Origin of the sequence: Lewinella sp. W8 (assembly GCF_004375085.3) — a bacterium.
Lineage (GTDB): Bacteria > Bacteroidota > Bacteroidia > Chitinophagales > Saprospiraceae > Neolewinella.
Genome location: NZ_SNAQ03000035.1, coordinates 1 through 25,960 on the forward strand (window position 1 = coordinate 1; position 25,960 = coordinate 25,960).

19 protein-coding genes and 1 rRNA gene are annotated in these 25,960 nt (G+C 58.0%); 10 read left to right on the forward strand and 10 right to left on the reverse strand.

Features of this window, described 5'->3' with window-relative positions; all coding sequences use genetic code 11:
- Nucleotides 1–198: 198 nt before the first annotated feature.
- Together E1J53_RS23520 and E1J53_RS23525 are read left to right on the forward strand one after the other, a co-directional pair.
- Nucleotides 199–1,584, forward strand: coding sequence for a DUF819 domain-containing protein (locus tag E1J53_RS23520; protein ID WP_134274806.1), 1,386 nt, complete (start codon nucleotides 199–201; stop codon nucleotides 1,582–1,584).
- A 28-nt stretch (nucleotides 1,585–1,612) separates the two neighbouring features.
- Complete coding sequence (locus tag E1J53_RS23525) at nucleotides 1,613–2,449, forward strand: SDR family oxidoreductase (protein ID WP_134274805.1); 837 nt, start codon at nucleotides 1,613–1,615, stop codon at nucleotides 2,447–2,449.
- A gap of 8 nt (nucleotides 2,450–2,457) precedes the next feature.
- Here E1J53_RS23525 and E1J53_RS23530 read toward each other — a convergent pair whose 3' ends face one another.
- The 6 genes from E1J53_RS23530 to E1J53_RS23555 all read right to left on the reverse strand — a co-directional run bounded on the left by E1J53_RS23530 (nucleotide 2,458) and on the right by E1J53_RS23555 (nucleotide 9,690).
- Entirely contained in the window at nucleotides 2,458–3,828 is a 1,371-nt protein-coding gene (locus tag E1J53_RS23530; protein ID WP_134274804.1) for a DUF5723 family protein, read from the reverse strand.
- Nucleotides 3,829–3,884: 56 nt separating this feature from the next.
- On the reverse strand, nucleotides 3,885–5,429 hold the full coding sequence (locus E1J53_RS23535; protein ID WP_134274803.1) for a hypothetical protein: 1,545 nt from the start codon (nucleotides 5,427–5,429) through the stop codon (nucleotides 3,885–3,887).
- A gap of 151 nt (nucleotides 5,430–5,580) precedes the next feature.
- Entirely contained in the window at nucleotides 5,581–6,357 is a 777-nt protein-coding gene (locus E1J53_RS23540) for a hypothetical protein (protein ID WP_134274802.1), read from the reverse strand.
- 158 nt (nucleotides 6,358–6,515) lie between these two features.
- Complete coding sequence (locus E1J53_RS23545; RefSeq protein ID WP_134274801.1) at nucleotides 6,516–7,634, reverse strand: aminopeptidase; 1,119 nt, start codon at nucleotides 7,632–7,634, stop codon at nucleotides 6,516–6,518.
- Nucleotides 7,635–7,797: 163 nt separating this feature from the next.
- Complete coding sequence (gene hflX / locus E1J53_RS23550; protein WP_134274800.1) at nucleotides 7,798–9,009, reverse strand: GTPase HflX; 1,212 nt, start codon at nucleotides 9,007–9,009, stop codon at nucleotides 7,798–7,800.
- A gap of 75 nt (nucleotides 9,010–9,084) precedes the next feature.
- A complete protein-coding gene (locus tag E1J53_RS23555) occupies nucleotides 9,085–9,690 on the reverse strand; it encodes a hypothetical protein (protein ID WP_134274799.1) in 606 nt (201 codons plus the stop codon).
- 356 nt (nucleotides 9,691–10,046) lie between these two features.
- On the opposite strand from E1J53_RS23555, the gene uvrA reads away from it, so the two are divergent.
- Nucleotides 10,047–12,878: an excinuclease ABC subunit UvrA gene (gene uvrA / locus E1J53_RS23560; RefSeq protein ID WP_134274798.1), complete on the forward strand. Its 2,832-nt coding sequence runs from the start codon at nucleotides 10,047–10,049 to the stop codon at nucleotides 12,876–12,878.
- 60 nt (nucleotides 12,879–12,938) lie between these two features.
- Here uvrA and E1J53_RS23565 read toward each other — a convergent pair whose 3' ends face one another.
- Nucleotides 12,939–14,387 (reverse strand): S41 family peptidase, encoded by a 1,449-nt coding sequence (locus E1J53_RS23565; RefSeq protein ID WP_173021618.1) that lies wholly within the window; start codon nucleotides 14,385–14,387, stop codon nucleotides 12,939–12,941.
- Between the two features lie 147 nt (nucleotides 14,388–14,534).
- Here E1J53_RS23565 and E1J53_RS23570 point away from each other — a divergent pair, with 147 nt between their 5' ends.
- Nucleotides 14,535–15,563, forward strand: coding sequence for a sensor histidine kinase (locus E1J53_RS23570; RefSeq protein ID WP_134274796.1), 1,029 nt, complete (start codon nucleotides 14,535–14,537; stop codon nucleotides 15,561–15,563).
- Nucleotides 15,560–16,252, forward strand: coding sequence for a LytTR family DNA-binding domain-containing protein (locus E1J53_RS23575; protein WP_134274795.1), 693 nt, complete (start codon nucleotides 15,560–15,562; stop codon nucleotides 16,250–16,252). Before E1J53_RS23570 ends, E1J53_RS23575 begins: the two co-directional genes overlap by 4 nt.
- Before the next feature lie 15 nt (nucleotides 16,253–16,267).
- Here the strand turns inward: E1J53_RS23575 and E1J53_RS23580 are convergent, their stop codons facing one another.
- On the reverse strand, nucleotides 16,268–17,251 hold the full coding sequence (locus E1J53_RS23580; protein ID WP_173021619.1) for an OmpA family protein: 984 nt from the start codon (nucleotides 17,249–17,251) through the stop codon (nucleotides 16,268–16,270).
- A 94-nt stretch (nucleotides 17,252–17,345) separates the two neighbouring features.
- Between E1J53_RS23580 and E1J53_RS23585 the strand changes: the two genes are divergently transcribed.
- The 3 genes from E1J53_RS23585 to E1J53_RS23595 all read left to right on the forward strand — a co-directional run bounded on the left by E1J53_RS23585 (nucleotide 17,346) and on the right by E1J53_RS23595 (nucleotide 21,908).
- On the forward strand, nucleotides 17,346–20,522 hold the full coding sequence (locus E1J53_RS23585; protein ID WP_134274793.1) for a sensor histidine kinase: 3,177 nt from the start codon (nucleotides 17,346–17,348) through the stop codon (nucleotides 20,520–20,522).
- Nucleotides 20,523–20,561: 39 nt separating this feature from the next.
- On the forward strand, nucleotides 20,562–21,212 hold the full coding sequence (locus tag E1J53_RS23590) for a response regulator transcription factor (RefSeq protein WP_134274792.1): 651 nt from the start codon (nucleotides 20,562–20,564) through the stop codon (nucleotides 21,210–21,212).
- A gap of 111 nt (nucleotides 21,213–21,323) precedes the next feature.
- Nucleotides 21,324–21,908, forward strand: coding sequence for a hypothetical protein (locus tag E1J53_RS23595; RefSeq protein WP_134274791.1), 585 nt, complete (start codon nucleotides 21,324–21,326; stop codon nucleotides 21,906–21,908).
- A 64-nt stretch (nucleotides 21,909–21,972) separates the two neighbouring features.
- On the opposite strand, the gene E1J53_RS23600 is transcribed toward E1J53_RS23595, so the two are convergent.
- Nucleotides 21,973–23,067, reverse strand: a complete 1,095-nt coding sequence (locus E1J53_RS23600) for a T9SS type A sorting domain-containing protein (protein WP_134274790.1) — start codon at nucleotides 23,065–23,067, stop codon at nucleotides 21,973–21,975.
- 190 nt (nucleotides 23,068–23,257) lie between these two features.
- Between E1J53_RS23600 and E1J53_RS23605 the strand changes: the two genes are divergently transcribed.
- Together E1J53_RS23605 and E1J53_RS23610 are read left to right on the forward strand one after the other, a co-directional pair.
- Entirely contained in the window at nucleotides 23,258–24,238 is a 981-nt protein-coding gene (locus E1J53_RS23605; protein WP_134274789.1) for a hypothetical protein, read from the forward strand.
- A 617-nt stretch (nucleotides 24,239–24,855) separates the two neighbouring features.
- Nucleotides 24,856–25,761 (forward strand): ADP-ribosylglycohydrolase family protein, encoded by a 906-nt coding sequence (locus E1J53_RS23610; protein ID WP_134274788.1) that lies wholly within the window; start codon nucleotides 24,856–24,858, stop codon nucleotides 25,759–25,761.
- A gap of 96 nt (nucleotides 25,762–25,857) precedes the next feature.
- Here E1J53_RS23610 and rrf read toward each other — a convergent pair.
- Nucleotides 25,858–25,960, reverse strand: a 5S ribosomal RNA gene (rrf, locus tag E1J53_RS23615); the annotation flags it as partial.

Sequence of the window (25,960 nt, forward strand, 5' to 3'; positions counted from 1 at the left end):
TTGACAATTTCAAGCCGCTCTTCTTTGGTAAATTGTTTCCTCATTTTCGACATCTCATCGAGTTGATTGGTTAAAAATAGTAACCAAGTCAATCAGAAGTAGCTGTCTACTATTGTGGGGAGCTCCATCCCTCCGTCATTCATTCCTCCCGTCCTTCAATCCTTCCCCAATTCCGTCCGTCCTCCCTATCTTCCCGCCATGCAACCCATATTCACCAACGACGCCGTGGTCTTCGGCCTACTGATTGTGCTGCTGGCCGTGATCTTCACCACCTCCAACAGCAAGCGGAGTTTCTGGCAGAAGTTTTATACCTACGTACCTACCCTCCTGCTGTGCTACTTTTTGCCGGCACTGCTGCACTGGCCGCTGGGCCTAATCGCCTACGACTGGTACACTCCCGACCTGGTGGGTGCCCTGGCCGAAAGCGGCGTGACGCTGCCCGAGGGCATGTCCTTCGGGGAGATCAATCGTTTCCTCGAAAACCAGGGGCTGGACCCCAACGATTTTGCGGAATACAAGGGACACAGCAACCTGTATTTCATGGCCAGTCGGTATCTGTTGCCCGCCAGTTTGATCCTGCTCTGCCTCAACATCGACATCAAGGGCATCCTGAACCTCGGCTACCGGGCCATCGTGATGTTCCTCGCCGCCACCTTCAGCATCGTGATCGGTGGCCCCATTGCCCTGCTCATCATCACCTACCTCTTTCCCGACCTGATCGGTCTGGACCCGGATCAGCTCTGGCGGGGCCTGAGTACCATCGCCGGTTCCTGGATCGGTGGAGGAGCCAACCAGGCCGCCATGAAAGAAATCCACGAAGTGCCCCCTGGTATCTTCGGACAGATGATCATCGTGGACGTGCTCGTGGCCAACATCTGGCTCGGCTTCCTCCTCTTCGGGGCGGGCCGCAGCGACAAGATTGACCGGATGCTCAAAGCGGACAACTCCGCTGTGGCCGAGCTCACCAAAAAGGTGGAGGATTACGCCGCCCAGGTAAAGCGGGAACCCACCGCCCTGAGCACTTACCAGTTGCTGGGCGTGGCCTTCGGGGGCGTGGCGCTGGCCCACCTCGGAGCGGACATTCTGGCCCCCTTCTTCGACCAGTACGCCGAGACCCTGGAACGGATGCGGCTGACGACCCTGACCAGCGGCTTTTTCTGGTTGGTGGTCATCGCCACCACGATCGGCTTTTTGCTGAGCTTCACTCCCGCCAGAAAACTGGAGGGTGTGGGGGCCAGCCGCTGGGGTTCGGTGTGTATCTACATTCTGGTGACCACCATCGGTATGCAGATGAACATCGGCGACATCTTCAGCAACCTCGGTCTGTTCGCCATCGGCGCCATCTGGATGCTGATCCACGTGACGATTCTCCTGTTCGTAGCCTGGCTCATCAAGGCCCCCTTCTTTTACGTGGCCGTGGGCAGCCAGGCCAACGTGGGGGGTGCCGCTTCGGCGCCCGTCGTGGCCAGTGCCTTCAGTTCCGCACTTGCCCCCGTAGGGGCCATCATGGCCGTCATTGGCTACGCACTGGGCACCTACGGCGCCCTGATCTGCGCCTACCTGATGGAGGCTGCGGTGAGTTAATTGATTGTAATCCCTAAATTTTTCAGCCATGACCAGCGTACTCATCACCGGCGTCTCTTCCGGAATCGGCCTCACCACGGCCCGCAGCCTGCTCGACCGCGGATACTACGTTTACGGCACGGTCCGGCGGGCCGAGGATGCAGCGGAACTCGCCGGGCACGCCTCGTTTACGGCCCTGGTCATGGACGTCACGGACCGCCCCTCCATCGTCGGGGCACTGGACACCATCGCCCGGGGAGCGCATCCCCTGACCGCCGTCATCAACAACGCCGGGGTGGCGGTCTCCGGCCCCCTGGAAACCCTGGCCGAGGAAGATTATCGCCGGCAGTTTGAGGTCAATGTGTTTGGCTTGCTCGCCGTCTGTCAGGAAGCCCTTCCCCAGCTACACGCCGCCCGGGAGGCTGGCCTCCCCAACGTGAAGATCATCAACATCAGCTCCGTTTCCGGCTACCTCACCTCCCCCTTCACGGGCATCTACTCCGCCAGCAAGTTCGCCATCGAAGCGATTACGGATGGCCTGCGCCGGGAACTCTTTGACTTCGGCATCGACGTCATCAGCGTAGCCCCCGGACCGGTGAAAACGCCCATCTGGACGAAGGCCAAAACCCAGACGAAGGCCTACGAAGGCACCCGGTATGAGTACGTGCTGGAAAAAATTGACGCCTACGCCGACAATGCGGCCGCCGACGGAGTGGTTCCTCAGGTGGTAGCTGACGATATCCTCACCGCCCTGACCACCGACAAACCACGTCCGGACCGTCTGGTGATGAAAAAGGGCTGGCTGGCCCGCCTGGTCACCCTGCTGCCCAAGCGCACCCAGGACAAAATGTTCCTTAAACGGATCAAAGAAAACCGACGGTACTAGATCAGGCCCTACTCCGAAGGGATGCGGGGCCGCCGGGGTTCCGGATCCTTACGACGGGAGCCGATACTCAGGGCCGCTCCCAGGCGAACCCCCGCCCGGCTACTGCTCCGTTGCTGAAAGACCGTCAGCAAGTCGTCCGTGGAAGCCATGAGTTGCAGTGGCCCCAGCTGACCGAAAAGATGGGCTCCCAGGTTGAAGGGTGAATCCCGGCGGTAGTTGGTGTTTAGCCCTACCGTGAGTTGCTTCAGTACTTTGTAGCGCCCGATCAGCGCAACGGCCGTTTCGTTTTGGAGCGTCCGGCCGTAGTGGACGAGCAATAGTCCCGCCGACCAGCGGTCGGTGAAATCGTATTCCCCACCGATCAGGAAGGTAGGGTTGAGGTCCGTGCGGTAGGGCGTAGTAATCTCGGTGGGTTCAAAGGTCTCCCTCAGACTATCCAGTGCCCCGTTGAAGGAAAGCGAGTCTTCAAAGACCTGCCGTAGCACATCTAGTCCGGTAAACTCGTCGGTTCCCGTAAGCCGGAAGGTGGACACTTCCGTGGCCCAGTCGACGCGGCCGACGAGGTCCTGCACCGACGCCTGCAGCCGGAGATCATCCAGATCAACGAACACCCCCAGGTCAAAGGAAATGCCGTTATTCTCACTGAAGATGTCGTCCGTTTCGATCCGGTTGAGGTCATAGTTTACGCCGATGTCCTCCAGGCCGTTGAAGTCAATCGTGCCGGCGGTATTGATGGTCAGGTCCTGTTCGAGCGAGAGGGCGAAGTTGCGTTCGTCGGTGGTCAGCCGCAGGCTGCCCGTCGGTCCGGTGCGGATGTCGGCGATGCCGCTGAGGTACTTGATTCTGGCGCCTACATAAACCCGGTCACTGGCCTGGAAACTTACGCCGAGTCCGAGTTCGTGAAAGCTGGTGGCCGCGCCGAGCGGGGCGATTTCCACCGTCTGGCCGATGAACTGAGCGTTTCCCCGGGCGATCACTTCGATCAGGTCACGGGGGTAATCCGTTTCTCCCAGCACCCTGACGCGGTGGTGTAGGCCAAAACTGAACCGGTCACCGCGTATTCCTACTCCGATGGTTTCCAGCGTGAAGTCATTGCGCAGGTAGTTACGTTCATCCAGTTGGTCCGGCAGTTGCGTCAGGTCCAGGATGCGCTGCCCGTTTTCGGTGAGCAGCAGGTCATTGTAGCTTACGTTTTCGGCGGAAAGGTCGTTGCTCAGTCCGGGCAGACCAATGGTGAGGCCACGGGGTGCATAACCGTGCAGTGCGGGGTTACTCATGGCGGCCTGCCAGCTGTCCGTGTATAGCGGGCTGGTCAGGTCCTGGGCGAACAGTCCACCGGTCAGCAACAAGGCGGCCATCAGGCCAGTGACATTCTTCATGGAAGGCGAGGTATTCATGGACATAAGGGCGAAAGGGGAAGAAAGGAAACTGGTCATCAGAGGCGATCTACGGTTACGATGGCGCCCAGCAGGACCCGCAGGGCCTGGTCATTGGTCACCCGCACAAAGGGGGTGCCGCCCTCCGAAGTGGAAAAATCAAGGACGATCGCCAGGGAGGCGGCCTCCCGGATGGCCTCCAGGCGCTCCCCCCCGAAGACCAGGTCGTTGGTGGTTTCCACTACTTCCAACGGGTTACCGTTGGCGTCCACGGCACTGCCCCGGATCAGGTTCAACTCTTCCGCGCTCAGGGCCGCCAGAACATTCCCGAGGGAATCGAGAAACACTCCCGTGATTTCCACGTCCAGCGGCAGGCTGTTCTCCGTGGTCAGGCGGAAGGTTACCTCCGTGATGGATTCGTAGTCGTCCATGATGTTGATCGGAAAGGTATCGCGGATGGTGAAGTTATCGGCGTTGCCGTAAAGGGGCAGCTCTACGTCCACCCGGGCCCGGTAAAAGGCGGTATCGGAGAGGAAGCCGTCGAGCTCTGTGTCGTTATCGGGATTGATCAGGGCATTGACTTCGTAATCCACCGCCACCGGCTGGCTGCTGAGAATCTCATCGATGTTGGAGTTGCTCGTATCGAAGACGAAGGTGGTGGTGGCGATGTCACCGGGAACGGTGGGGAAGTCGAAGTCGAAGCCATCGTCAATGGCGGGGCCTTCGATGGGAAGTTCGTTGCCGTTTACGTCGATGATACTCAGGACATCGACGAGGGCTTTGGCCGGCAGGCCAAAGCTGTTCTCCAGCGTCATGGTAATCGTGGGGTTGACGAAGAATACTTCTCCGCCGAGATAATTCTCGAAGAAATCCACGAAAATGGTGTCCCGGCCGCCGGGATAGACTTCTTGCCCGATGAAGCCCTCCACGTAGTCGAAGTTCAGTCCGGTGATCACGATGGCCGATCCATCCACCGTCTCCAGTTCATTGCCCTCCGCGTCGGTGAGGCGGTATTCGACGAAGAGGGAATCCTGGGGAAGTCGCATGATGTAGCCCGCCAGGTCAACCGGATCTTCCGGGTTCGTCAGGGCAGGTCGCGGGCCCGTGCCTTCGTAGGCGGGGATGCTGCCCGTAATGGTCAGGGGAACACCATCGAGCGTGGCTTCGGGAATGCTCACCTCCACGTTTACCGGTTCGTCGTAGCTATTCGGCAGGCTGTAGGTGAGCAGTCCGCCCTTCACGTGGAGTTCATCGGGGCCAAACTGCTCATTGCCGCTGAAGGGGATCGCCTGCCGGTTACTGGTAACGGGAACGAACAGCCCCGCCACCAGCTCGTTGAGGCGGTCGAAGAACATGCCGGCGCCCACTTCGGGGACGGTACCGGAATAGCGGAAACGCAGGAGTCCGTCGGGATCGATGCTGACGCTTACGTTGTCGTCTACGTCGCCGATTAATTCATCCAGGGTGACCCGGCTATCGAGCAGCGGCAGGGCGTATTCCGCCCGGAAGCGGGTATCGTCTACGCGGCCAAGTTCTTCCAGGCTTTCCTGACAGCCGGAAACGAACAGTAACAAAGCGGCCAGGGCCGGCAAAATATATTTCATACGGTGGGTTGGCTTATGGAGCTACGCAAAGAAGCGCAGAAACGTGCAATTTTCCCGCTCCACCAACACAAACGGGTAGAAATACAATAGATTGTTACCCACCCGGTCATCCGGGCGGCCAATTATCGTCCAATTTAAAGTTGGAGAGTGGTTATTCCTCTTCTTTCGCCTTACCGCCCTGGGCCTCCTCGGCGGCTTTTTCCTCCGCTTTCCGCTTCTGAATCTTGTTCAGCAGAATGGCGGCCTTGATGAGGAAATCGTCGTGAAACTCCGTGTACTCATTGTAGACCATCAGCAGCCGGGCCGCATCGAAGGCTGCGGTGCCGGGAATGATCTGCCGGGCGGCAATCGGGTGCAGCCAGTACTCCTGATTGTTGGAGCGCAGGTACGACCGATCCGTATTGAAATTGATCACTTTGGCCAGCTTGTTGAGGCTGAACAGGTAATCCGTTTCCCGGTTGAGGTCCTTCTGGATGTCAATGATGTTGGTGTACTCAAAATTCACTCCCGAACGTTCGCAGAGGAAGATATCACGGCGACCGTCAAAGACGATCATGTCTTCGAAGCGGTATTTTCTCAGGTTCTTCAGCAGGAAATTCCGGACGGCACTCTTGGTCGAGCGCAGGTTCTTAAAGGCATATTGCAGGTCGCGGTCGTCCAGACGAAAGTCTTCTTCGTACTTGAAGCGACGGTTACTCCGCATATTCAATACCTCCCGTACACGACGGACGGTATGTCCCAGTTCATCGGTTTCGGCGTACACGTCGACGATATCGACGTTGGCCTGATTGATCCAGCTTTCGAGGAATATTTTGTTGGAACCCCGCTCGAAGACGAGCAGGGCGATTTCGCTAATCGCGTAAAAATTAGGGTAGCCTCCGTAGATGTTCCCGTATTTCAGTTCCAGAAAGGCAATGTTCTCGTTCACGGTTTGAGGTTAATTTCAGTAAGTACGTTCCCTGGTATCGTTAAAATAAAGTCAGCGGCACAAGGTAGTCAAATCGCCGCAATGTATGGGTATAACAAAAATAAGGCGGCTTGGCTTAGTGCAGGGTCGGCTTAGTTAGCCATAATCCGCTGTTTTTTCTAGGTTTCCGGCCATAATTCGGGGACAAAACGCCCATTTCGGTAAATTTCTTTTCCGTCGGCAAAAATTCTACCGTCCGCTTTCATGTCGGCGATCATGTCCCAGTGTACGGTACTTTCGTTTTTACCGCCCGCCTGGGCGTAACTCTGACCGATGGCCAGGTGGATCGTGCCGCCGATTTTTTCGTCAAACAGGATGTTTTTGCTGAACCGGTTGATGGTGTAGTTCGTCCCGATGGCCGCCTCGCCGAATACCCGGGTTCCGGGAATGTCGAAGGTTTCGTCCAGGACGTCCTGGCCGTCTTCTGCCTCCCAGTGGTAGATTTCGCCATCCTTCACCTTCAGGGTCACGCCCCGTACTTCCTTTCCGTTACGGATGGCGGGATAATCGAAGTGCACGACTCCGTTGACCGAGTTTTCTTCCGGACTGGTGTACACCTCCCCGCTGGGCATATTGGTTTGCCCGTCACTGTTGATCCAGGTCCGCCCGTTGGTGGTGAAGGTCAGGTCCGTCCGTCCGTTTACGTACCGAAAGTGGGTACAGGAATTGAGGTGGTCCACCACGGCCTGCTGGCGGCGGCGCACTTGCAGCCAGGCTTCTTTCGGGTCCGGATGATTGATCTTGGTGGCCTGAAAAACGAAGTCTTCGTACTCGGCCAGTCCCATCCCGGCTTCCTGGGCCAGCGCCGAGGTGGGATACACGCACAGGCTGCGCTTCAGTCGCCGGTCGGCCGTGCGGTCGAAGTAGGTTTTCAACAGAGGTTGCAGGGCATTTCGCCGCGCCTCCATCAGCTCGGGCGCGGGGTTCGGGGAGCGCAGACTGAAGGGCGCCCGAATATTGATGTAGGCTTCAAACTCCTCAATGGCCGTGCGGTACAGGGTGGGGATGTAGGCGAATTGCTCGGCGTTGCCTTCTTCCCGCATGATGTCTCCCTGATCTTCCAGGGACAGGAAAAACTCCAGGTGCCCACCGGCCCGCAGCACGGCACGCTGAATTTCCGTAACCAGTGGGGCCGCCAGCATGGTGGACTGCACGAATAAACGTTCTCCGGGTTGTAAGTCGACACAATAGTTGACCAGCAAATGCGCGTAGCGCTCCAGCTGAGATCGGGTAGCCATAGTGGGTGGTTAAAGCTTCAGACAGTCCGCAAAGTTAACACAAGCGCAGTCCGGTTGAAGCATAAACGTTGGGCGATGACCGCAGGTGCAATGCTTTTACCAAGATAGCCGGCACCTGCGCTTGCGCCCAAAGGGGTTTTATAAAGTATGCGTTTAAGGGGGGCTACCAGTGCTTGGCCACGTAGGGGTAGACCTCCTCGTACTGCTCCTTCACCAGGCTGATGAGGCGGTGGCGCAGGGCGTCGATGTTTTCTCTGGTGTGCGCGGAGATGAACATGGCTTCCTGCCCGAATTCGGCTTCCAGACTCTTACGCAGCCCTTCTTCCACCTCGTCCCTGCCCTCTTCGTCCAGGTACAGATCGTAATTCTTTTCGCGGAAAAGATCAATTTTATTGAACACCAGCAGCGTGGGTTTTTCCTCCACGTTCAGGTCTTTGAGCAGCTGCTGCACCGTCCGGATGTGATCGCCGTGCTGGGGGTGAGCAACGTCCGCTACGTGCAGCAGGATGTCACTTTCGCGCACCTCATCGAGCGTCGACTTGAAGCTCTCCACCAGGTGGTGCGGCAATTTCCGGATGAATCCCACCGTATCGGAGAGCAGGAAGGGCACGCCCTCAAAGGCGGCCTTGCGCACCGTCGTGTCCAGGGTAGCGAAGAGCTTGTCTTCCGCAAAGACGTCGCTCTTGGTCAGGAGGTTCATCAGGGTAGACTTTCCCACGTTGGTGTAACCTACCAGAGCTACCCGCACCATGACGTCGCGGTGCTTGCGGCGCGTTTCGGCCTGCCGGTCGATCTTCTCTAGGTCCTTCTTCAGTTTGGAGATTTTATCGCGGACGATCCGGCGGTCCGTCTCGATCTCCGTTTCCCCCGGTCCGCGCATCCCGATACCCCCGCGCTGCCGCTCAAGGTGCGTCCACAATCCGCGCAGTCGGGGCAGGAGGTACTGCATCTGGGCCAGCTCCACCTGGGTTTTGGCCTGGGCCGTCTGGGCGCGGCGGGCGAAGATGTCGAGGATCAAGGTGGAGCGATCAATGATCTTCACCTTCAGTTTTTCCTCCAGAATATTCACCTGCTTGCCACTCAGGTCATCATCGAAGATGACCATCGAAATCTCTTCGTGCTCCTTGATGTACTGCGCGATTTCCTCCACCTTTCCCTTGCGGATAAAGGTGCGGCTATCCGGATGCGGGAGCTTCTGGATAAAACGCTTCCGGGTCACCGCCCCGGCGGTGAGGGCCAGGAATTCCAGTTCATCCAGATATTCCGTGGTCTGTTCATCACTCCCTCCCTGGAGGGTGACCCCGACGATGACGGCGTATTCCGTCTCTTGTTGTAAACCGGACTGCTTCTGTCCGACCGTCCATTCATTTGCCATACAATTAAGGTAAACCGAGATGGAGTGCGGTAAGTTTCAAATTCACTTTGCTATATCATCCCCGGGGCCTAAGAATTACGGCCCGCTATGGATCCAGTGATTGCAGGGACCAACACTTTTGGAGCAATCCCCTGGGGAAGTATCGCAGGAACAGCCAATTACTTTGTTGGCCGTTCCGGGAAGGCCGGTTTCAACCGACGGCTCCCGGATGAAGCCACAGCAGGCACATCCATCCCCCAGGCAGCGGTGGACCGTGCCTCCACCGTAGGTTCCCTCCGGTGTCTTCCCGAAACCTATCCGGTCAAATTCCACCGCCACGGGGGTCACGATCCCTCCCGTATCCGTTGCCCACCCCGAAACGGTTAATTTACTATCGGCGTAACTTTCGGGCGAAGGCCGGAAGAAAGTGATGGTCAGATCATCGGCGGACATTTGCGGCACTTCTTCCGACGCGCGTTCCACCAGGTACTTTTTCAATTGTTTCTCTGCCTCCCCTGACAGATGGTAGGTTCCTTCTTCATCGAGGGAAACTTCTACGTCCAGCCCAAATTTTTCGTGCCGCAGGTTGAAAGAGAAGGAGGTCCATGGCGAAATGGGTTCGGAAGGACTGTCGTCCTGGCAAGCATTGAGCAGCAACAGGGCGAAGAGTAGAAACAGGTTTCGGTGTTTGAATATCTTCATTGGGTAATAATTACAAATAAGCTCCTTAGACAACTCCGACCCGATCATTGGCGGAACCAAGGGTTACGAGTACTTTTTCGGTGCCTTTAAAGTTAGCGGGATGCCGGAAAATTGCCAATTTTAAATTAATTTTGTTCATCACGCTCAATCATAAACATTTTTGTTTTTATTTGAGCTTGCCTTTTACTGAACCTACTCCCGGATTAAATCCTTAATAAGCGGAGTGACGCAGCGCAGAATATTCGGCTCAACCCCAGTGCCGGGTCTGATCTGGCGCCGGGTTAATTACTCGACGAACGTCCCGTCTACCCGCCTGCTTCCCCTCATCCGTCTACCCCGTAATCCTACGTTTGCCAATGTCTTCCACCACCGTTACTGCCGCCGACCTCCGCACGGCCGTCTTCATCAAGGGCGCCCGGGCCAACAACCTGAAGAACGTGGATCTGACCATCCCGAAGAATCAGTTGGTGGTGGTCACCGGAGTGAGCGGCAGCGGAAAGTCCAGCATCACGATGGATACCCTTTTCGCCGAGGGGCAGCGCCGTTACGTGGAAAGCCTGAGCAGCTACGCCCGGCAGTTCCTGATGCGGATGAAGAAACCGGACGTCGACTACATCCGGGGCATCTGCCCGGCCATCGCCATCGAGCAGAAGACCACCACCGCCAACGCCCGGTCTACGGTGGGCACCCTAACGGAGATTTACGACTTCCTCCGCCTGCTCTACGCCCGGGCCGGACGGACGTACAGCCCGGTCAGCGGCCAGGAGGTTCGTCGCCACGTCGTGTCGGACGTAGTGGACCACATTCTGGGCCTGGACGCCGGCAGCCGGGTGCACCTCTACGCGCCCATCCCCCGCAACTACCCGGACCGCACCCTGGCCCGGGAGCTCGAACTGCTCCAGCAAAAGGGCTATACGCGCATCCTCATCAACGATGAAGTAGAGCAGATCGAAGACGTGCTCTCCAACGGAGACCCCGTTTTGGACAAAACCCTCGACGCTCTGGCCCAAAACGAGGAGGTCATGGTGCTGATCGATCGCTTCGTGATCAAAGACGACAATGAAGACCAGCAACAGCGAATTGCGGATTCCGTCCAGACGGGCTTCCAGGAAGGAGAAGGCGAGGTGATCGTCTTCCTGGACGCGGAGAACTGGACGGCCTTCAATAACCGCTTTGAGCTGGACGGCATGACCTTCCTCGAGCCCAGTCCGGCCCTCTTCAATTACAATAACCCCTACGGGGCCTGTCCCACCTGTGAGGGTTTCGGCCGCACGATGGGCATTGACGAAAACAAGGTCATTCCCGACCCGAGCAAATCCGTCTACGACGGGGCCGTGGCCCCGTGGAGCGGGAGCACCTTCGGCACCTGGCAGCGGGATTTTCTGCGGGTGGCCAATCGCTTCGACTTTCCCGTCCACACCGCCTATTCATCCCTCACCCGGGAGCAGCAACGGCAGCTCTGGGACGGTAACGAGCACGTGGGCGGTATCCATGATTTCTTTGATCAGCTGTCCAAGAAGCTCTACAAAATTCAGAACCGCATCATGCTCGCCCGCTACCGCGGGCGCACCACCTGCCCCACCTGTCGGGGCGCACGACTGCGGAAGGAAGCCGAATACGTTAAGGTGGGCGGCGCGGCCATCAGCGAGTTGATCGACCTGCCCATCGACCTGCTGCAAAAGCACTTTCAGCAACTCGAACTGAGCGACCACGATGCCACCATCGCCCGTCGCCTCCTGCTCGAAATCAACAACCGGCTGCAGAGCATGATGGACCTGGGCCTGAGCTACCTGACCATCAACCGGCTGAGCAGTTCGCTCAGCGGCGGAGAAAGTCAGCGCATTAACCTCACCCGTACCCTCGGCAGTAACCTCACCGCCAGTATGTACATCCTGGACGAACCCAGCGTGGGGCTTCACCCCCGGGATACGGACCGCCTGGTTGCCGTCCTCCGCCGGCTGCGGGACCTTGGTAATACCGTCCTGGTGGTGGAGCACGAAGAGGGGGTGATTGCGGCGGCCGATTACCTGATCGACGTCGGTCCCCGGGCGGGCGTCCACGGAGGCGAGATTGTCTTTGCCGGTCCCTACGAGGACATCCACGAGGCCGCCGCCGACAGTCTCACCACGAAGTACATGAGCGGCCAGATGGCCATTCCCGTACCGAAGCAGCGCCGGCGACTCACCAACTGGATCACCATCGAAGGTGCCCAGATGCATAACCTCAAAAAAGTGGATGCCCGCATTCCGCTGGGGGCCATGACGGTGGTTTCCGGCGTATCCGGAAGCGGAAAAACCAGCCTGATCAAGGGCATCCTCTACCCCGGTCTGCGGCGACTGCTGGGGGAAGGGTCTTCCCAGGCCCCCGGTCCACACCGGGGTATCACCGGTGACCTTAAGGTGATTACCCAGGTGGAGATGATCAACCAAAGCCCGATCGGAAAATCCAGTCGCTCCAACCCGGTCACCTACGTCGGTGCCTACGACGCCATCCGGAACCTGATGTCCAAGCAACAGCTGTCCAACATCCGGGGCTACAAACCGGGCACCTTCAGTTTCAACGTCGATGGTGGCCGCTGCGACACCTGCAAGGGCGAGGGTGAACAAACGGTTGAAATGCAGTTCCTGGCCGACGTCAAGCTGGTGTGCGAAGAGTGCAATGGCGCCCGCTTCAAGCGGGAGGTCCTGGACGTGCGCTACCGGGAAAAGAACATTGCGGAGATTCTCGACATGAGCGTCGACGAAGCCGTCGATTTCTTCTCCGAAATCTCTACCGTCAGCAAGTTGCTGGAGCCGCTCCAGAACGTTGGCCTCGGCTACATCACGCTCGGCCAGTCCAGCTCCACCCTATCGGGCGGGGAAGCCCAACGGGTCAAACTGGCCAGCTTCCTGACCAAAGAAAAAACCAAAGAGCACATCTTTTTCCTCTTCGATGAGCCGACGACGGGACTGCACTTTCACGACGTGGCCATCCTCCTCGACGCCCTGAACGCCCTCGTGGAGCGCGGCCACACGGTGCTGATCGTTGAGCACAACATGGACGTGATCAAATCCGCCGACTACCTCATCGACCTCGGCCCCGAAGGGGGCCGCGACGGTGGTCACATCGTCTTCCAGGGCACCCCCGAGGGATTGGTGGAACACGGCGAAGGGCATACCGCTAAATACCTTGCGGAGGTGATGAAGTAACGCTGATCCGGACGACACGGCACCTGCGGTATCGCCCAAATCATCATCACTCCGCCGGCCCTAAATTTCTCCTTCCAGCCATTCGATGGCCGCTTCCAGCGCCGCGTCTTTCTCCGCTTCGGGCGCTACGATGACGTCGGGCACCACCCGGTCTTCCACGGCCCGTTTGTTGCGGTCACCGTAGATGGAAATGGTCACCATCACCATCGCCCCGTCGGACATCGGAATACTGGTATTGGTCGTGACGTAGCCCGCCGAGGGCTGGCCAAACAACCTGGCGTAGGGCAGTCCCATGAAGGCGATGGCGGTAATTTCCCCCGAGCTTGCGGTCTGGGGTCCGACCAGCACCGCCACCCGAAACTGCTTGTGGCTCAACTGATGGTTCCGGGTGGTCACCCGTTCATTTCCCCGCTCGAAACTTTTTCCGTCGCGGTACACCCAGGGAGAGGCGTTGCTGCCGTCCCGTTCCTGGAAATACCCGGCGATACCTTCCCCGATCAGCGGTCCGACCCCCGCCAGCATGGGCCAGCAATTGCCCCCGCCGTTTTCCCGCAGGTCGAGCACCCAGCCCGTGGTCGTTTCGGTTTCCAGTGCCGCCATCAGTCCCTGCAGGCTGTCCGCAAAGGCGTTCAGGGTCGCCTGATGGCCACTGCCCATGGCCGGCATGGACAGGTAGGCAATTCGGTCGTTGATCCGCCGACCAGAGGTGTACTTCAGGTCCGGATCGACTTCATCGGTAGCCAGATCGCTGCCGTTCAGATCCGCCGCCACGGCCGGCTCGAACATGAAAGAATGCTTGTTGATGCGTCCGAGGGTATACCGCATGGCCGGGTAGACGTCCGCCGTGGTCTGCGCTCCGGATGCCAGCATCCTGGCGACGGACTTCAGCTCTTTCCAGGGTTTTTCGTCGCGGTCGAGCGCAATGGGCTCCACCGTGGCAAAGAATTCCCGCAAATACTTTCGGGCGGTTTTGCTCATGCGCTGCTTGCTAAACTCCCCGCGGGTGAAGGTCAGGTCGTCGAACCAGGCTTCTCCCGTGCCCCCCAGGTAGCAGCCGATACGAATTGAGTCCATCCGGGAATCCGTCACCAGGGACAGGGACACTTCGGTCCAGTCGTTGTCTCCCCGCAGGGACTCGGATTGCACGTAGCCGAGGACGGAACCCGAAGATTTTCCGTAGGCGTATATCTGGGCGCCATCGCCCTCCACGCCACGGGTGCGGAGCCTGGCGGTGATATCGTACTTCAACAGCACCTCCCCGCTGGCCGCCAACTCCTGATAAGCGTACCCGCTCTCAAATTCGGTAAAGGGGGCGGTGAGGTACAGGCTACTCCCCTCCCCGTCGGGAGTTTTCACCAGCGTTTTGGGCTGGGTGAGCCGGCTGGTTTTCCAGCCCATGGGAACGTCAGCGGGTGAGGCGGCTTCGAAATCGAGGTTATTGGGTTGTTGGGCGCACAGGCTTAGAGGCAGAAGAAGTAGACTAATCAGCAGGGTTTTTATCGCTTTCATTCTGGATGGTTTTGCCACAAATTGGGGGCATTTCCGGGTATTCATGAACTCAATTTCGCGAACGCGGGAGATTTGGGCGCAAGCGCGGGTGCCAGCCTCTTTTCGCGGGGCCACGAGCCATTACTTTTGTACCGAACTCAACCGTCCATGCTCAGCCGCTTCAATCTATCTCTTTATTGGACTTGCCAACTTCTGGGCTGGGGCGTAGTGGCTCCCTACTGGTTGTACTACGAGGTCCAGAACAAGTCGCTGTTGGAGGGCATCCTGGTGGTTTGCCTTCAGGTGGGGGTGCAGATTTTTGCTACGGATCAGTACCGGCGACTGACGCACCGAAGGGGATGGCTGCGGCTTCCCCTCGTCCGGCAGCTGCCCATCATCCTGTTGGCCTGGATTGTCCTGATTGCGCAATACCTTCTCATGGTCTACCTCATTTTCAGCATCCAGTACGACGGCGATTTCTGGGGGGACAACGTCTGGCTGGGCGCCCTGGCGGGTGGTACGCGCTATCACGCCATCTGGTTGCTGGCCTTTCACCTCTATCATTTTGCCCGGCAGATGGCGGACCAACGGGCCGCGGCGGCCCGTAACGCCCAGCTGACGGCCGAAGCCCAGCTGGCGAAGCTGAGCAACGAGCTCAACCCGCACTTTCTCTTTAACGCCCTGAATGGCATCAAGGCACTCACCCGGGAGAACCCCGCCAATGCCCGCCTTGCCATTGATCGGCTGGCCGAGTTGCTCCGATACTCCCTCCGACAGAGCAAGCGTAACCTGGTGCCGCTGGCCGAAGAAAAGCGCGTCATTGATGAATACGTGGCCCTGGAGAAAATGCGCCTGGAAGAACGCCTCATCCTGCACTGGGACCTTCCCACCCCACTACCCTCCCTGCTGCTGCCGCCCCTGGGGTTGCACACGCTGGTGGAAAATGCCGTGAAACACGGCATCAGCCGGCTCTCCTCCGGAGGGGTAATCACCGTCCGGTTGATCCAGCGGAAAAACCACTGGGAATTCACCGTTTTGAACGACGGCACCTATCAACCCGAACGACCGGGTTCGGGGCTGGCCAACCTCCGGCAGCGGCTGAAACTACAGTTCGGCACCAACGCCGGGCTGGAAATTGGTCAGGATAAAACAGCCAGTGCTCCCCGGGTAATGGCCAAACTCACCCTTCCCACATGACGCCCCTACGCTGCCTGGTTATTGACGATGAACGCCTCGCTCGGGTAGAGATGGCCGCGCTGCTCGCAGAAGCGGGGCACTGCCAGGTGGTGGCCCAGGCCGCCAACGTGCAGGAGGCCCTGGCGGCCATCAGGGAGCATGACCCGGACGTACTCTTCCTGGACATCAACATGCCCGGCGGCAACGGGTTTGAGCTTCTGGAAAACCTCAATCCCTGTCCACTGGTGGTGTTCGTCACGGCCTACGACCAGTACGCCATCCGGGCGTTTGAGGTCCATGCGCTGGATTACCTGCTCAAGCCCGTCCACCCCGAGCGGCTGGCCGACACCGTCAAGCTTATTCGGGCCCGCCTAGGGGAGGGACGTAAGGAACGGCTGTTTCTCACCGACCGGCACGGGGGAAAATTCATTGAATTGCCGGAGCTCTACCTCGTCCGGGCCTACGACCACTACGTGCGACTGTTTCACGACCGGGGAACGGATATGCTGCACCAGTCACTCACCACCTTCGAGGAACGGCTACCGGGAGCGGACTTCTTCCGGATCAACCGATCAGAAATTGTCCGGATCGGGGCCGTCCGGGAGGTGGAGCACCTCAGTCGGGGGCGCTACGGGCTTACCCTTCCCGGGGGAGAAACCGTTACGGTTTCCGAGCGGCAGAGTGTGTTGTGGCGCAAACGCTTCTCCTGACTTCTGCCCCGAAGGTCAGGGCCGGAGCACCAGTTCTACCCGTCGGTTGAGGGCGCGGCCTTCCTCCGTTTTGTTGGTGGCCTTAGGAGCCAAAAAGGCTACTCCTTCGGAGAGCAATCGCCCCGAAGCGATGCCGTGCCGGTCTTCAAGCGCCTTCACGGTTGCGGCCGCCCGCCGCTGAGAGAGCCGGTGATTGTAGGAAAACTCACCCTGGTTATCGGTGTGCCCCACCACGTAGAGTTTAATGCCCGGGTTGGCCTTCAGGAAGGCCGCGATTTGCTTCAGGGTCTCCTCGGAGTCGGGTAATATTTCGGCGGAATCGTAGGCAAACTTGATCCCGTAGACGCTTACCGTTCCGCGTTCCGTGAGTTCCCGCATGATGTATTCGGGGTTGAGGGATACCTTTCCGAGTTCGGCGTCCTTGGTTTCAATGATGTCGACCAGGTAATTGACCAGCTTATTGCTGTGGCGTTCCCCGTAGATGGCGACGTACACCGGCCCGGTGGGCCGGTCAATGCGCCCCGCAAGGGCAAACTTCCCCCCGCTGCTGGACGTACCGGCGAAGAGCTTACTGCTCGGGGAATTGGGGGGAGATTGTGGCGCCAGGGCGACCCCCACCCACTGGCTGCCTCCGAAATCGTTGCCCTTCGGGCGCAACCCCTGGTTCAGGATCGTGGCTCCGGCCCGCTCGAAGGCCCGCAGGTAATCCGCGTAGACTTCGTCGATGGAAATCTCCGCCGGTGCCCCCTCAATTTCGTAGTAGATCCGGTACAGCTGGCCAGCTACTTCCTGCCGGTCTTCGATGTGTCGGTAGCGGGTTATCGGGCCGGTGGCCAAATCGTAGGCTACGTACTTCTTCGTTTGGTACCAGGCGATGTGGGAGCCCGGATAACGGCTCAGCAAGGGGTGATCTTTGGCTCCGGGTACGTCTTCCTGGGCGGCCAGGCCGAACCCTAGCGTGATGAGAAATAAAAGAAGGGCTATTTTTAAGGGATTCATCGGATGACATTCTTGTGGATACGAAACTATTCCGGACCGATGCTGCCGGCATCCCCCATTTGTGGTAATTGTTCTCCCCGCCCACCATTCCATCATGATGCGCTCACACCTGGCCATCCTTTTCTGCTTGTGTTTTTCTTTGCCCGTCTACGCCCAGGACGAGGTCTATCACTACCCCGATGACCACCCCCTGGCTACGGGATACGTCCAGTCCATGCTGCAAACCCGATCGGGGTTCCTCTGGATTGGCGGGCAGACCAGCCTGCGCCGATTCGACGGGGAACGTACGAGGTCTTTTTCCCACCTAAGGGGGGATACCAGCTCCCTGCCGGGTAACTACATCTGGTCGCTCTACGAAGGTGCGGATCATACGCTCTGGGTGGGCTCGGACCTGGGTCTCAGCCAGTACCTCCCCGAACGGGAAGCATTTCGAAATTATCCTTTACCCGTCCCAGCTGGAGCGGATACCAACCGCGCCCAGACCGTCCTGGCGATGCGCGAAATACAGCCGGGAAAACTCTGGGTGGGTACTAATTATGGCCTCCACCTACTGGACAATAAAACGGGAGCGTTCCGGGCCAGTGACTGGCTCCCTGCCGTCGACTCCCCGGACTTTCCCGGTCCGGTCACCGACATTCGGGAAGCTCCGAATGGCAACCTGCTGCTGGCCAGTGAGGCAGGGTTGCTCGGCGTATCACTCCGGGGTTCCTTCCCGAAGCTGTACGCCATTGACCAGCAGGACATTGAGGTGCCCCGGAAGATCGCCGTCCTGAAGGGTAATCGCCTCGTGGCCGGGGCCCGCAACGGCCTTTTTCACTATCGGTGGACCGGCACGGAATACGTGCGCGAGGGGATACTCTACTTCGGGGATTCGTCCGCCGCGGCAACAAATTTCGTGACGGACCTCAGCGTGATCAACGATGAACTGCTGTTCGTAGCGACCACCCAGGGACTGCACCGCGTCATCGTGGAAGCGGACGGAACGATGGTGCACGCGGGCACCATGACCCACGACCCCGACAACGAGAAAACGCTCTCCTCCGACCAGCTTAGTGCATTGTGTCTAAGCCACGACGGCACCCTGCTGGTGGGCACCCGCCTGGGCGTGAACCGCGTCTTGCCGGGTAACGAGGCCGTTGAGGTCATCCGCCGGCAACCCGGTCGGGTGGAGCTGTGCAGCAACAATACGAAGGGTAGCGCCTTTGACCCCGAGCATAAATTGCTGGTGGTCGGCACCCAGGAGGGTATTTCTACGATCAACGTCGTTACCGGGGAAGTACGGTGCTTTACGCCCGAAAATCTACCCGGATTACGGACGGCCTACGTCATCAATATGGAACCGGGGCCCCGTCCGCATACCTTCTGGATTTGTTACCGCCGTGGCGGGGTGGACCTCCTTTCCCTGGAGAACCCGGAGGCCCCCGAAATTGAGCCGATCATTTACCCCGCGGGGAGTACCGACGGCACCAGCGCCTATCAGGTTGCGGTGGATTCGGCCAACGTATTCTGGATGGCTACCGCCCGGGGGCTGTTTGGCTACAACAGTGCAACCGGGCAACGCCTCGTGCAGGGAAAGCTCCGGGAAGGTCAACCCGGACTGGAAGACGACTACGTGTTCTCCGTGCTGTACGACCGCCAGTATCGCCTCTGGGTGGGCACCAACGCCGGTGGGCTATCCCAGAAGGTCGTGGAGGACGGTAAAGTGGACTTCCGGAACTGGCGGCACGACCCCGAGGACCCCAACAGTCTGCCCAGCGACATGATTCTCCACCTCTACGAGGACCGACGCGGGAACGTATGGATCAGCACCCCCAAGGGACTGGCAGTATACCGGGAAGGGGGCATTCTGCGCACCTTTACCGAAGAGGATGGCCTGCCCTACACTTTTTGCTACGGTGTCTTCGAAGACGCCAGGGACCAACTGTGGCTGGTACTCGGGGGAGAAATTCTACAAATTTCCCTGGATGAAGAGGGGCTATTTTCGGTGGGCAACCGGTTTAACCGCTTTGACGGGCTGGCCAGTGGCTACAATGCCCAGTACGGCTGGTCTTCGCTGCCGGACGGTCGCGTGGCGCTGAGCAGTCCGCACGGATTGAGCTTGTTCCATCCCGATAGTCTCAAGGACCAGCAGCAGTTTGGCCGTCTGTTGGTCACGGACTTTCGGTTGTTCAACGCGTCCGTGCCGATTGCGCCGGATTCTTCCGCTGCGTTTACCCTTCCAGCCCACATTAGCACCCTGGAGACCGTGGAGCTGCCACCCGGCCACGATTTTATCAGCCTGACCTTTGCCGCCCCCAGTTTTCGCCCCGGGCTCAAGCCCCGGTATGGCTACCGGCTGAGCGGCATCCAGGACAGCTGGGCCGACCTGGGCGCGGAAGGGCAGTTGTCCTTCGCCCAGTTGCCTCCGGGCGATTACGCCCTTGATCTCCGGTCGGGGTTCCCGGACGGAAGCTGGAACCCGGAATTTGAGCGGATTCACCTGCACCTGGCCGCCCCCTGGCACCGGCGGCCCTGGGCTTACGGATTATACCTCCTGGGTTTGGTGGCCGTAATTGGCGGCATCTTCCGGTTCCGGGAACGGCAGCGTAACGCCCTGCTGCTTGCCCGCCAGGAGGAACGCGAAAACTTTCGGCGGCGGAGTGCGCGGGACTTCCACGATGAAGCCGGCAACCACCTCAGTCGCATCAGTCTGTTGACGGCCGTCGCCCGACAGCAACTGGCGGCGGGTACTACAGAAAACGGGACCAAGGAAGAACAAGGGGGCGCCGTCGCGCAGGTGCAAAGTTTTCTGACGGACATTGACGGCAACCTGCAGGTTGTCCGGGAGGGGATGCGCGATTTCATCTGGGCGCTCGACCCGGATAATGACCATGCCCTGGAACTCGCCCAGCGACTCAAACGATTCGCCCAGGAGCTTTTTCAGCACCATCCGGCCCGACTGGAAGTGAACAATTTCTCGCCGGACCTGGCCGAGGTGGTGCTTTCCTCCGAGAAGCGCCGCCACCTCATCCTGTTGTTCAAGGAAGCGATGCATAACTCCTGCAAGTACGCAACCAGTGCGCGTCGGGTAAGCTTTTCCGTCAGTCAGGATTCGCAGGGATTAATCATGCGCTGGTCCGACGACGGCCCCGGCTTCGTCTCCGCTCCGAAGGGAGGTAACGGCATCAAGAATATGACCGCCCGGGCGCAGAAAATCGGGGCGACGCTGGACATAGAGTCGCGTGCCGGTACGCGGATTACCCTGTCCCTACCCCTCATATCCCCCAGATGATGGATGGCACCCTAATTAAATGGAGCCTAATTTTATGGTATGGCCAACCCGTCTGACCTTTCTGGAAAACCCCTGAAGCTGATCATCGTGGAAGATGACCGGCAGATTCAGGAGCTTTTGCGCATTCTGCTCAACGGCACCCCCGGGTTTTACTGCCAGGCCGTATTCTCCACCGCCACCGAATTTCTGGCCGCGCTGCCGGAGTTGCAACCGGAGATGGTCTTGATGGATATTGATCTGGGGGACGACCTCAACGGCATTGAAGCCGTGCGGCAGTTGCGGCAGCTGCGGCCCAACATTCCCGCCGTGATGCTCACGGTGCACGAGGATTCTGAGGCCGTTTTTGCCGCGCTGTGTGCCGGAGCGGTTGGCTACCTCATCAAAGGAATTGCCCCCACCGAACTGCTGGCGGCTCTGCGCGATGCCGCCAACGGCGGCGCCCCCATGAGTCCACGTATCGCGCGTCGGGTGGTGGAAACCTTTCACGCCGGCACCCAGAACCCCCTGTCCGAACGGGAAAGGGAGGTGCTGCGGCTACTTTGTGCCGGTGACAGCTACAAGAGTATTGCCGACCAGCTTTTTATCTCGGGGCATACCGTAAGAAGTCACATTAAAAATATTTACGAGAAATTGCACGTCCACAGTCGGGCGGAAGCGGTCGTCAAGGCGCTGAAAGACCGATTGATCTGACCGGCACGGCTTCCGTGGGCACTGGTTTGCACCTGCGGCCCCTCGCCCAAATATGGGCATAAAACCATACTTTCGGAATCGAAAGCACCCTTCACTCCTTAATTCACCCTTATGAAATTGATTCAATATCCCCTTCTGCTGCTGCTCGCGGCCTTTTGTTTTGCCTGTGGTGGGAACGACGAGGCCACGGTAGAGGAAGACAATATGTTTTCCAATGCCGCCGAGGCCATGAAGAGCCTGACCGAAAGCAACGCCGGCAACGAACGCCCCGCCCTGGAAAAGGAAGCGCTGAAAGAAATGGCCCCGGAGACCCTGCTGGGGCTGCCGAGAAAAAGTCGTGACGTCCAGAAAGTCGGGGCTGGCGGCTTTGAGCTTTCCACGCTGGAGGCAGATTACGGCGAAGACGGCAACCAGAAAAGCCTTTCGCTGGTCATCAGCGACGGCATGGGCGCCAAGACGATGGGCCTCGGTGCGGCCCTGGAGATGGTCACCGTCGACCGAGAGGAAGGAACCAAAACCACCGAAACGGTGCGCATTGACGGGCGGAAAGCCGTCCGGGAATTCGATACCGCCAACGGCAATGGCAGCCTGTCCGTGGTTTTTGACCAGACCGTGGTGGTCATTAACGGCCGGGGGCTGAGCTCCATCGACGAACTGGAGCAAGCCTACAACGAGCTGGACTTCAGTATTTTGTAGCACTAACCTCCTTCAATGACGAATGGCCAGCATGAAATCATGCTGGCCATTCGTCGTTTTGGGGCTACCGGATGATTACTTTCTCCCGTACCAGGCCGCTGGTGGTATTCAGCACCAGGTAATAGTTTCCGGCGGGTAGCTGATTAACGCTCATCCGCAGTTGGTGCTCACCTTGAAGAAATTGTTGGCGGGGCAGGCGGCGCACCTCCCGGCCGTTGGCGGAAAACAACTGCACAAAGCCAGAAGTGCTTTCCCGCACCTGAAGGGAAAGGGTCAGCTCATCAACCGTGGGATTGGGCCAGACGCGAAGATCGGCCGTGAGGGATAGCTGATCGGTGGTGGAGGAAGTGCCGGGGCCCCGGTTCCGGTAGAAGGCGGAGGTGGTGGTGAAGAGGGGAACGCCCCCGGAAAAGAAGCGATTTTCCTGCATTTCCATCAGAATGTACTCTTCGCCCGGAGCGTACCAGTAATAGTAGGTCACCTCCTGTGTGGTCATGGCGGGAATGGGCACGGGAAGGTTGATGAAGGAATCCCGCCGCACCTCATCGAGCCGGACCCGCAGTACGTCGTCGAAGGTTCCGGCGGGAGTAATGAGGGTGCCGTAGGCATCGCCGGTCAGGGTCAGGTCGCCAATGGCGATGATCGTCAACTGGCTGGTGTCCGCTTCGATGACCGTCGTGGTGCGATATTCATCCGTAAAAACATTCTGGTAAGTAATGGGAAACTTAGCGGACAGGTAGGGGTCCTGGTAGATCAGGAAGAAAGTGTCCTGACCGGTGATGAGGCCGACGGTTCCCAGGAGGAGCACTTCGCCATCTTCGGTAAGATCGTAGTAGATATAGGCTTCCGTGGTGTCGTTCTGAGCGCCCGGTGGCACCTGAAAGGCGAGGTTGGCCGTGGGGAAGGAATCCTGGAAGGGGGTTTCGGCTGGATCCTGCGGGCGCCACTCGTAGCTCAGGTCACCTTCGCCGATGTCGCCGAAATCCCAGGTTTGGTTCTCGCCGGCGGGTCCGGGGTTAAAGGGAAAATCCTGGAAGGCTCGTACGGGTTCGCCTTCGCCGAGGAGTACCCGGGTGTCGGCGGTTATGGTGGGCGCCTGGGCCGCCAGCAGGGTAGGCAACAGGAAGGCGACGAAGACGAGTAAGTAAGCGTTTTTCAAAGCGAATGGGTTTTAATGGAAGAGCACCCGGGAGGTGCCCCGGAAGAATTTGCTTCGAAATTATCGGAGAGCCCCTGGCCCATCAATCCAGCATATGGGGGATTTACTTCCTGATCGCGGCCCCTAACTTTGGCGAGAGCTTCGGGACTAAGGAGCGTCTTCGAAGTCTAACTTCACGTTAACTTTAGGTATGCGGTGGAAGAAAATATTATTCTCGACGGCGGCCAGCCTGTTTAATTTCCTCAACGGTGCCCTGATCGGCGCCCTGCTGGGCGCGCCCGCGGCGGAGGGGCAGATGCTGGCGGCGGGAGCGATCGTCTTTTTTTACATGATCATCGGGGCCGTTTTTGGTCTGGCATTCACCCTATTTCTGGCCTGGCGGTGGGACGCCACCCGCATGCGAAATATGGCCATTGGCGCCGGGGTGCTGGCCCTCATCATGGTGGGCATCACCTACAAGCTGGCCGAACAGCGACGGGCGGAACGGCAGCAGCGGCAGCAGGAATCTTTGGAGGGGCGGGTGAGTCCCAAGCCAGCGGCTCCGGCGAAAGATACGCTGGAGCTCACCGAAAAAACCCAACCCGCCGTCGAACGGCAGGCGGGACCGGGGCTGGCGGTCGAAGGACTCGGACTGGTCCGGGTGCCCTTCTCCGCGCAGGGTATCCGGTTACCTTTTTTCGCGACTTCGGCGGTGCGTACGACCACGGCCGTGGACAGCCTGGTCTACGACAATGATCGGGGAAATTTTTCACTGCGGTATGCGCCTCCCTACCTGATGCCCTTCTACCAGAAAATGGATTACCAGACGCTGCTCTTTCGGTTTTCCGGTATTAGTCCGCAGGCCGTACAGCTGGAAGTGAATGAGGGGCAGGGGCGGAAACTCTGGGTGCCCCGGGAGGCCGTTGAGGTGAAATTCTGGCCCGACTTCCTGGCGGGAGTTGCCGTAGTACACGCGCTGGACCCGGCGAATAATCCCGTTCGGCGGCGGGCGTTGCCGCACGCCCCGACGGCAGATTTCCCCGAAGGAACGCAGTGGATGCCCCGGGTGGTAGAAGGCGACTGGATCGGGGTGCTGCCCCTGATGCCGGACGGTAGCCGTCCGGAGATTCCGGTGTGGCTTCGCTGGCGGAAGGATGGGCAGCTGTTGGTGGGGTGGGATTATTTTATGTAGGTGGTTGCTAGCTGCTGCTCAAGGGGAACCTTGAACGTTTGCGGGGAAAAGCATGAACCGGTTAGCGTGAAGTTGTAACCTTAATAGTGACGTAGAGTTACAAACCTGATTTCCCTCATTTCTTGGCTAAACGCACTGCTTGCTATACACTAGGGGTGTGTAATGCGGTGGCGTTCTTATCACTGATCATTAACGAAGACGAACATTTTTTCCGTTATGCGAGCTTGGTACTTTTGTCGGCCAAAAGTACCGCAAAAGCCTCTCGTCTAAATTGCCGGCTTAACGGGCTCACGGCACTTTTGGCGCCTACGAAATTGAAACTCGCCGCACACTTAGTCTTTCAAAGAACACCCATCGATTGTCGACTCCTTGTTTTTTAAATTTTCACCGAGTTTTGGCTCAAACACCAATTCCGCTTCACGGCCCAAAAGCACCGCTCACCCTACCAGCAATTAAGGCCGGAGATAAAGTTATTCTGATCTACTTTTCATATTTAGCCGCATTTCTTTCCCTGAGAAAGAGCTGGAAGAACATTTTGACGAGGTCTACCTACGCGGGCTTTCCTTAAGCTAGTTTCATTTATCTATCTTGAATGAGTAAATAACGTATAGCAGCAGATGACGAAAGCCGAAAGGTTTACCGGGTGTATCATCGGAGGAGCGATTGGAGATGCTTTCGGGAGTGGATACGAGAATGCAGTTAACACGGAAGAAGATGCATTTTATCTTTTTGGCAAACCAGAAGATGTAGAGCCCAAGTGGCGAATCACCGATGATACGCAATTGACTTTAGCGACCATTGAAGCAATGATTAACGATAAAAAAGTCAACCCAGAATTAATCGCCAATCAATTTCTAAAATATTACAAACAAGGAAAGTTAAGCGGACTTGGTGCAAGTACATTAAAGGCTTTAAGAGAGTTGAATTTTGGTGGCCACTGGAGTCAGGTAGGTCGGGTGGGTGAATACGCAGCGGGTAATGGAGCAGCAATGCGGATCGCCCCACTCGCCTTTAGGGAAGGGCTTACTAATTCCGAACTTAGGGATGTTTGTATAATCACTCACAACAACGATGAAGCCTATATAGGGGCTAGAAGTGTAGTAATTTCGATACGAGAAATTCTGAATGGCAATTGGGATGGGAGAGGAAATTTGATGGACTTAGTCATCAATCAAATTCCAGATACGAGAGTTCGGGATAGATTCATTGAAATCAAAGACATTACAAGCCTGCATGAAATTGGCCGAATGGGGAATGATGGATATGTAGTCAACTCCGTCCCGTTAGCAATAGCCGCAGCAAATAGGGTTAGGGAAATAGGGATTGAAGGAATGTATTTTCAGCTAATTGAAATTGGCGGGGATACGGATACGAATTGTGCAATTGCTGGTCAAATAGCGGGAACATTAATCGGACTAAAGGGTATCCCAGAGAACTTAATGACCAAATTGAAAGCTTTAGGCGAATACGAATGGATTGAAAGGATGATAAATACACTTGTTGAGAAAGAGGGTTGGCGGTAACAATGGATACAGCCCTTCTATCGATGGTCAAAAATTGTGTTGGGCGAAGTATATAAACGGAGAAAGCCCCGTTGCGGTATGCAACGAGGCTTTCATAATTGGCGGCGACCTACTCTCCCGGGATCTTGTCCAAGTACCATCGGCGCTGGGCAGCTTAACTTCTCTGTTCGGAATGGTAAGAGGTGATCCTGCCCGCAAT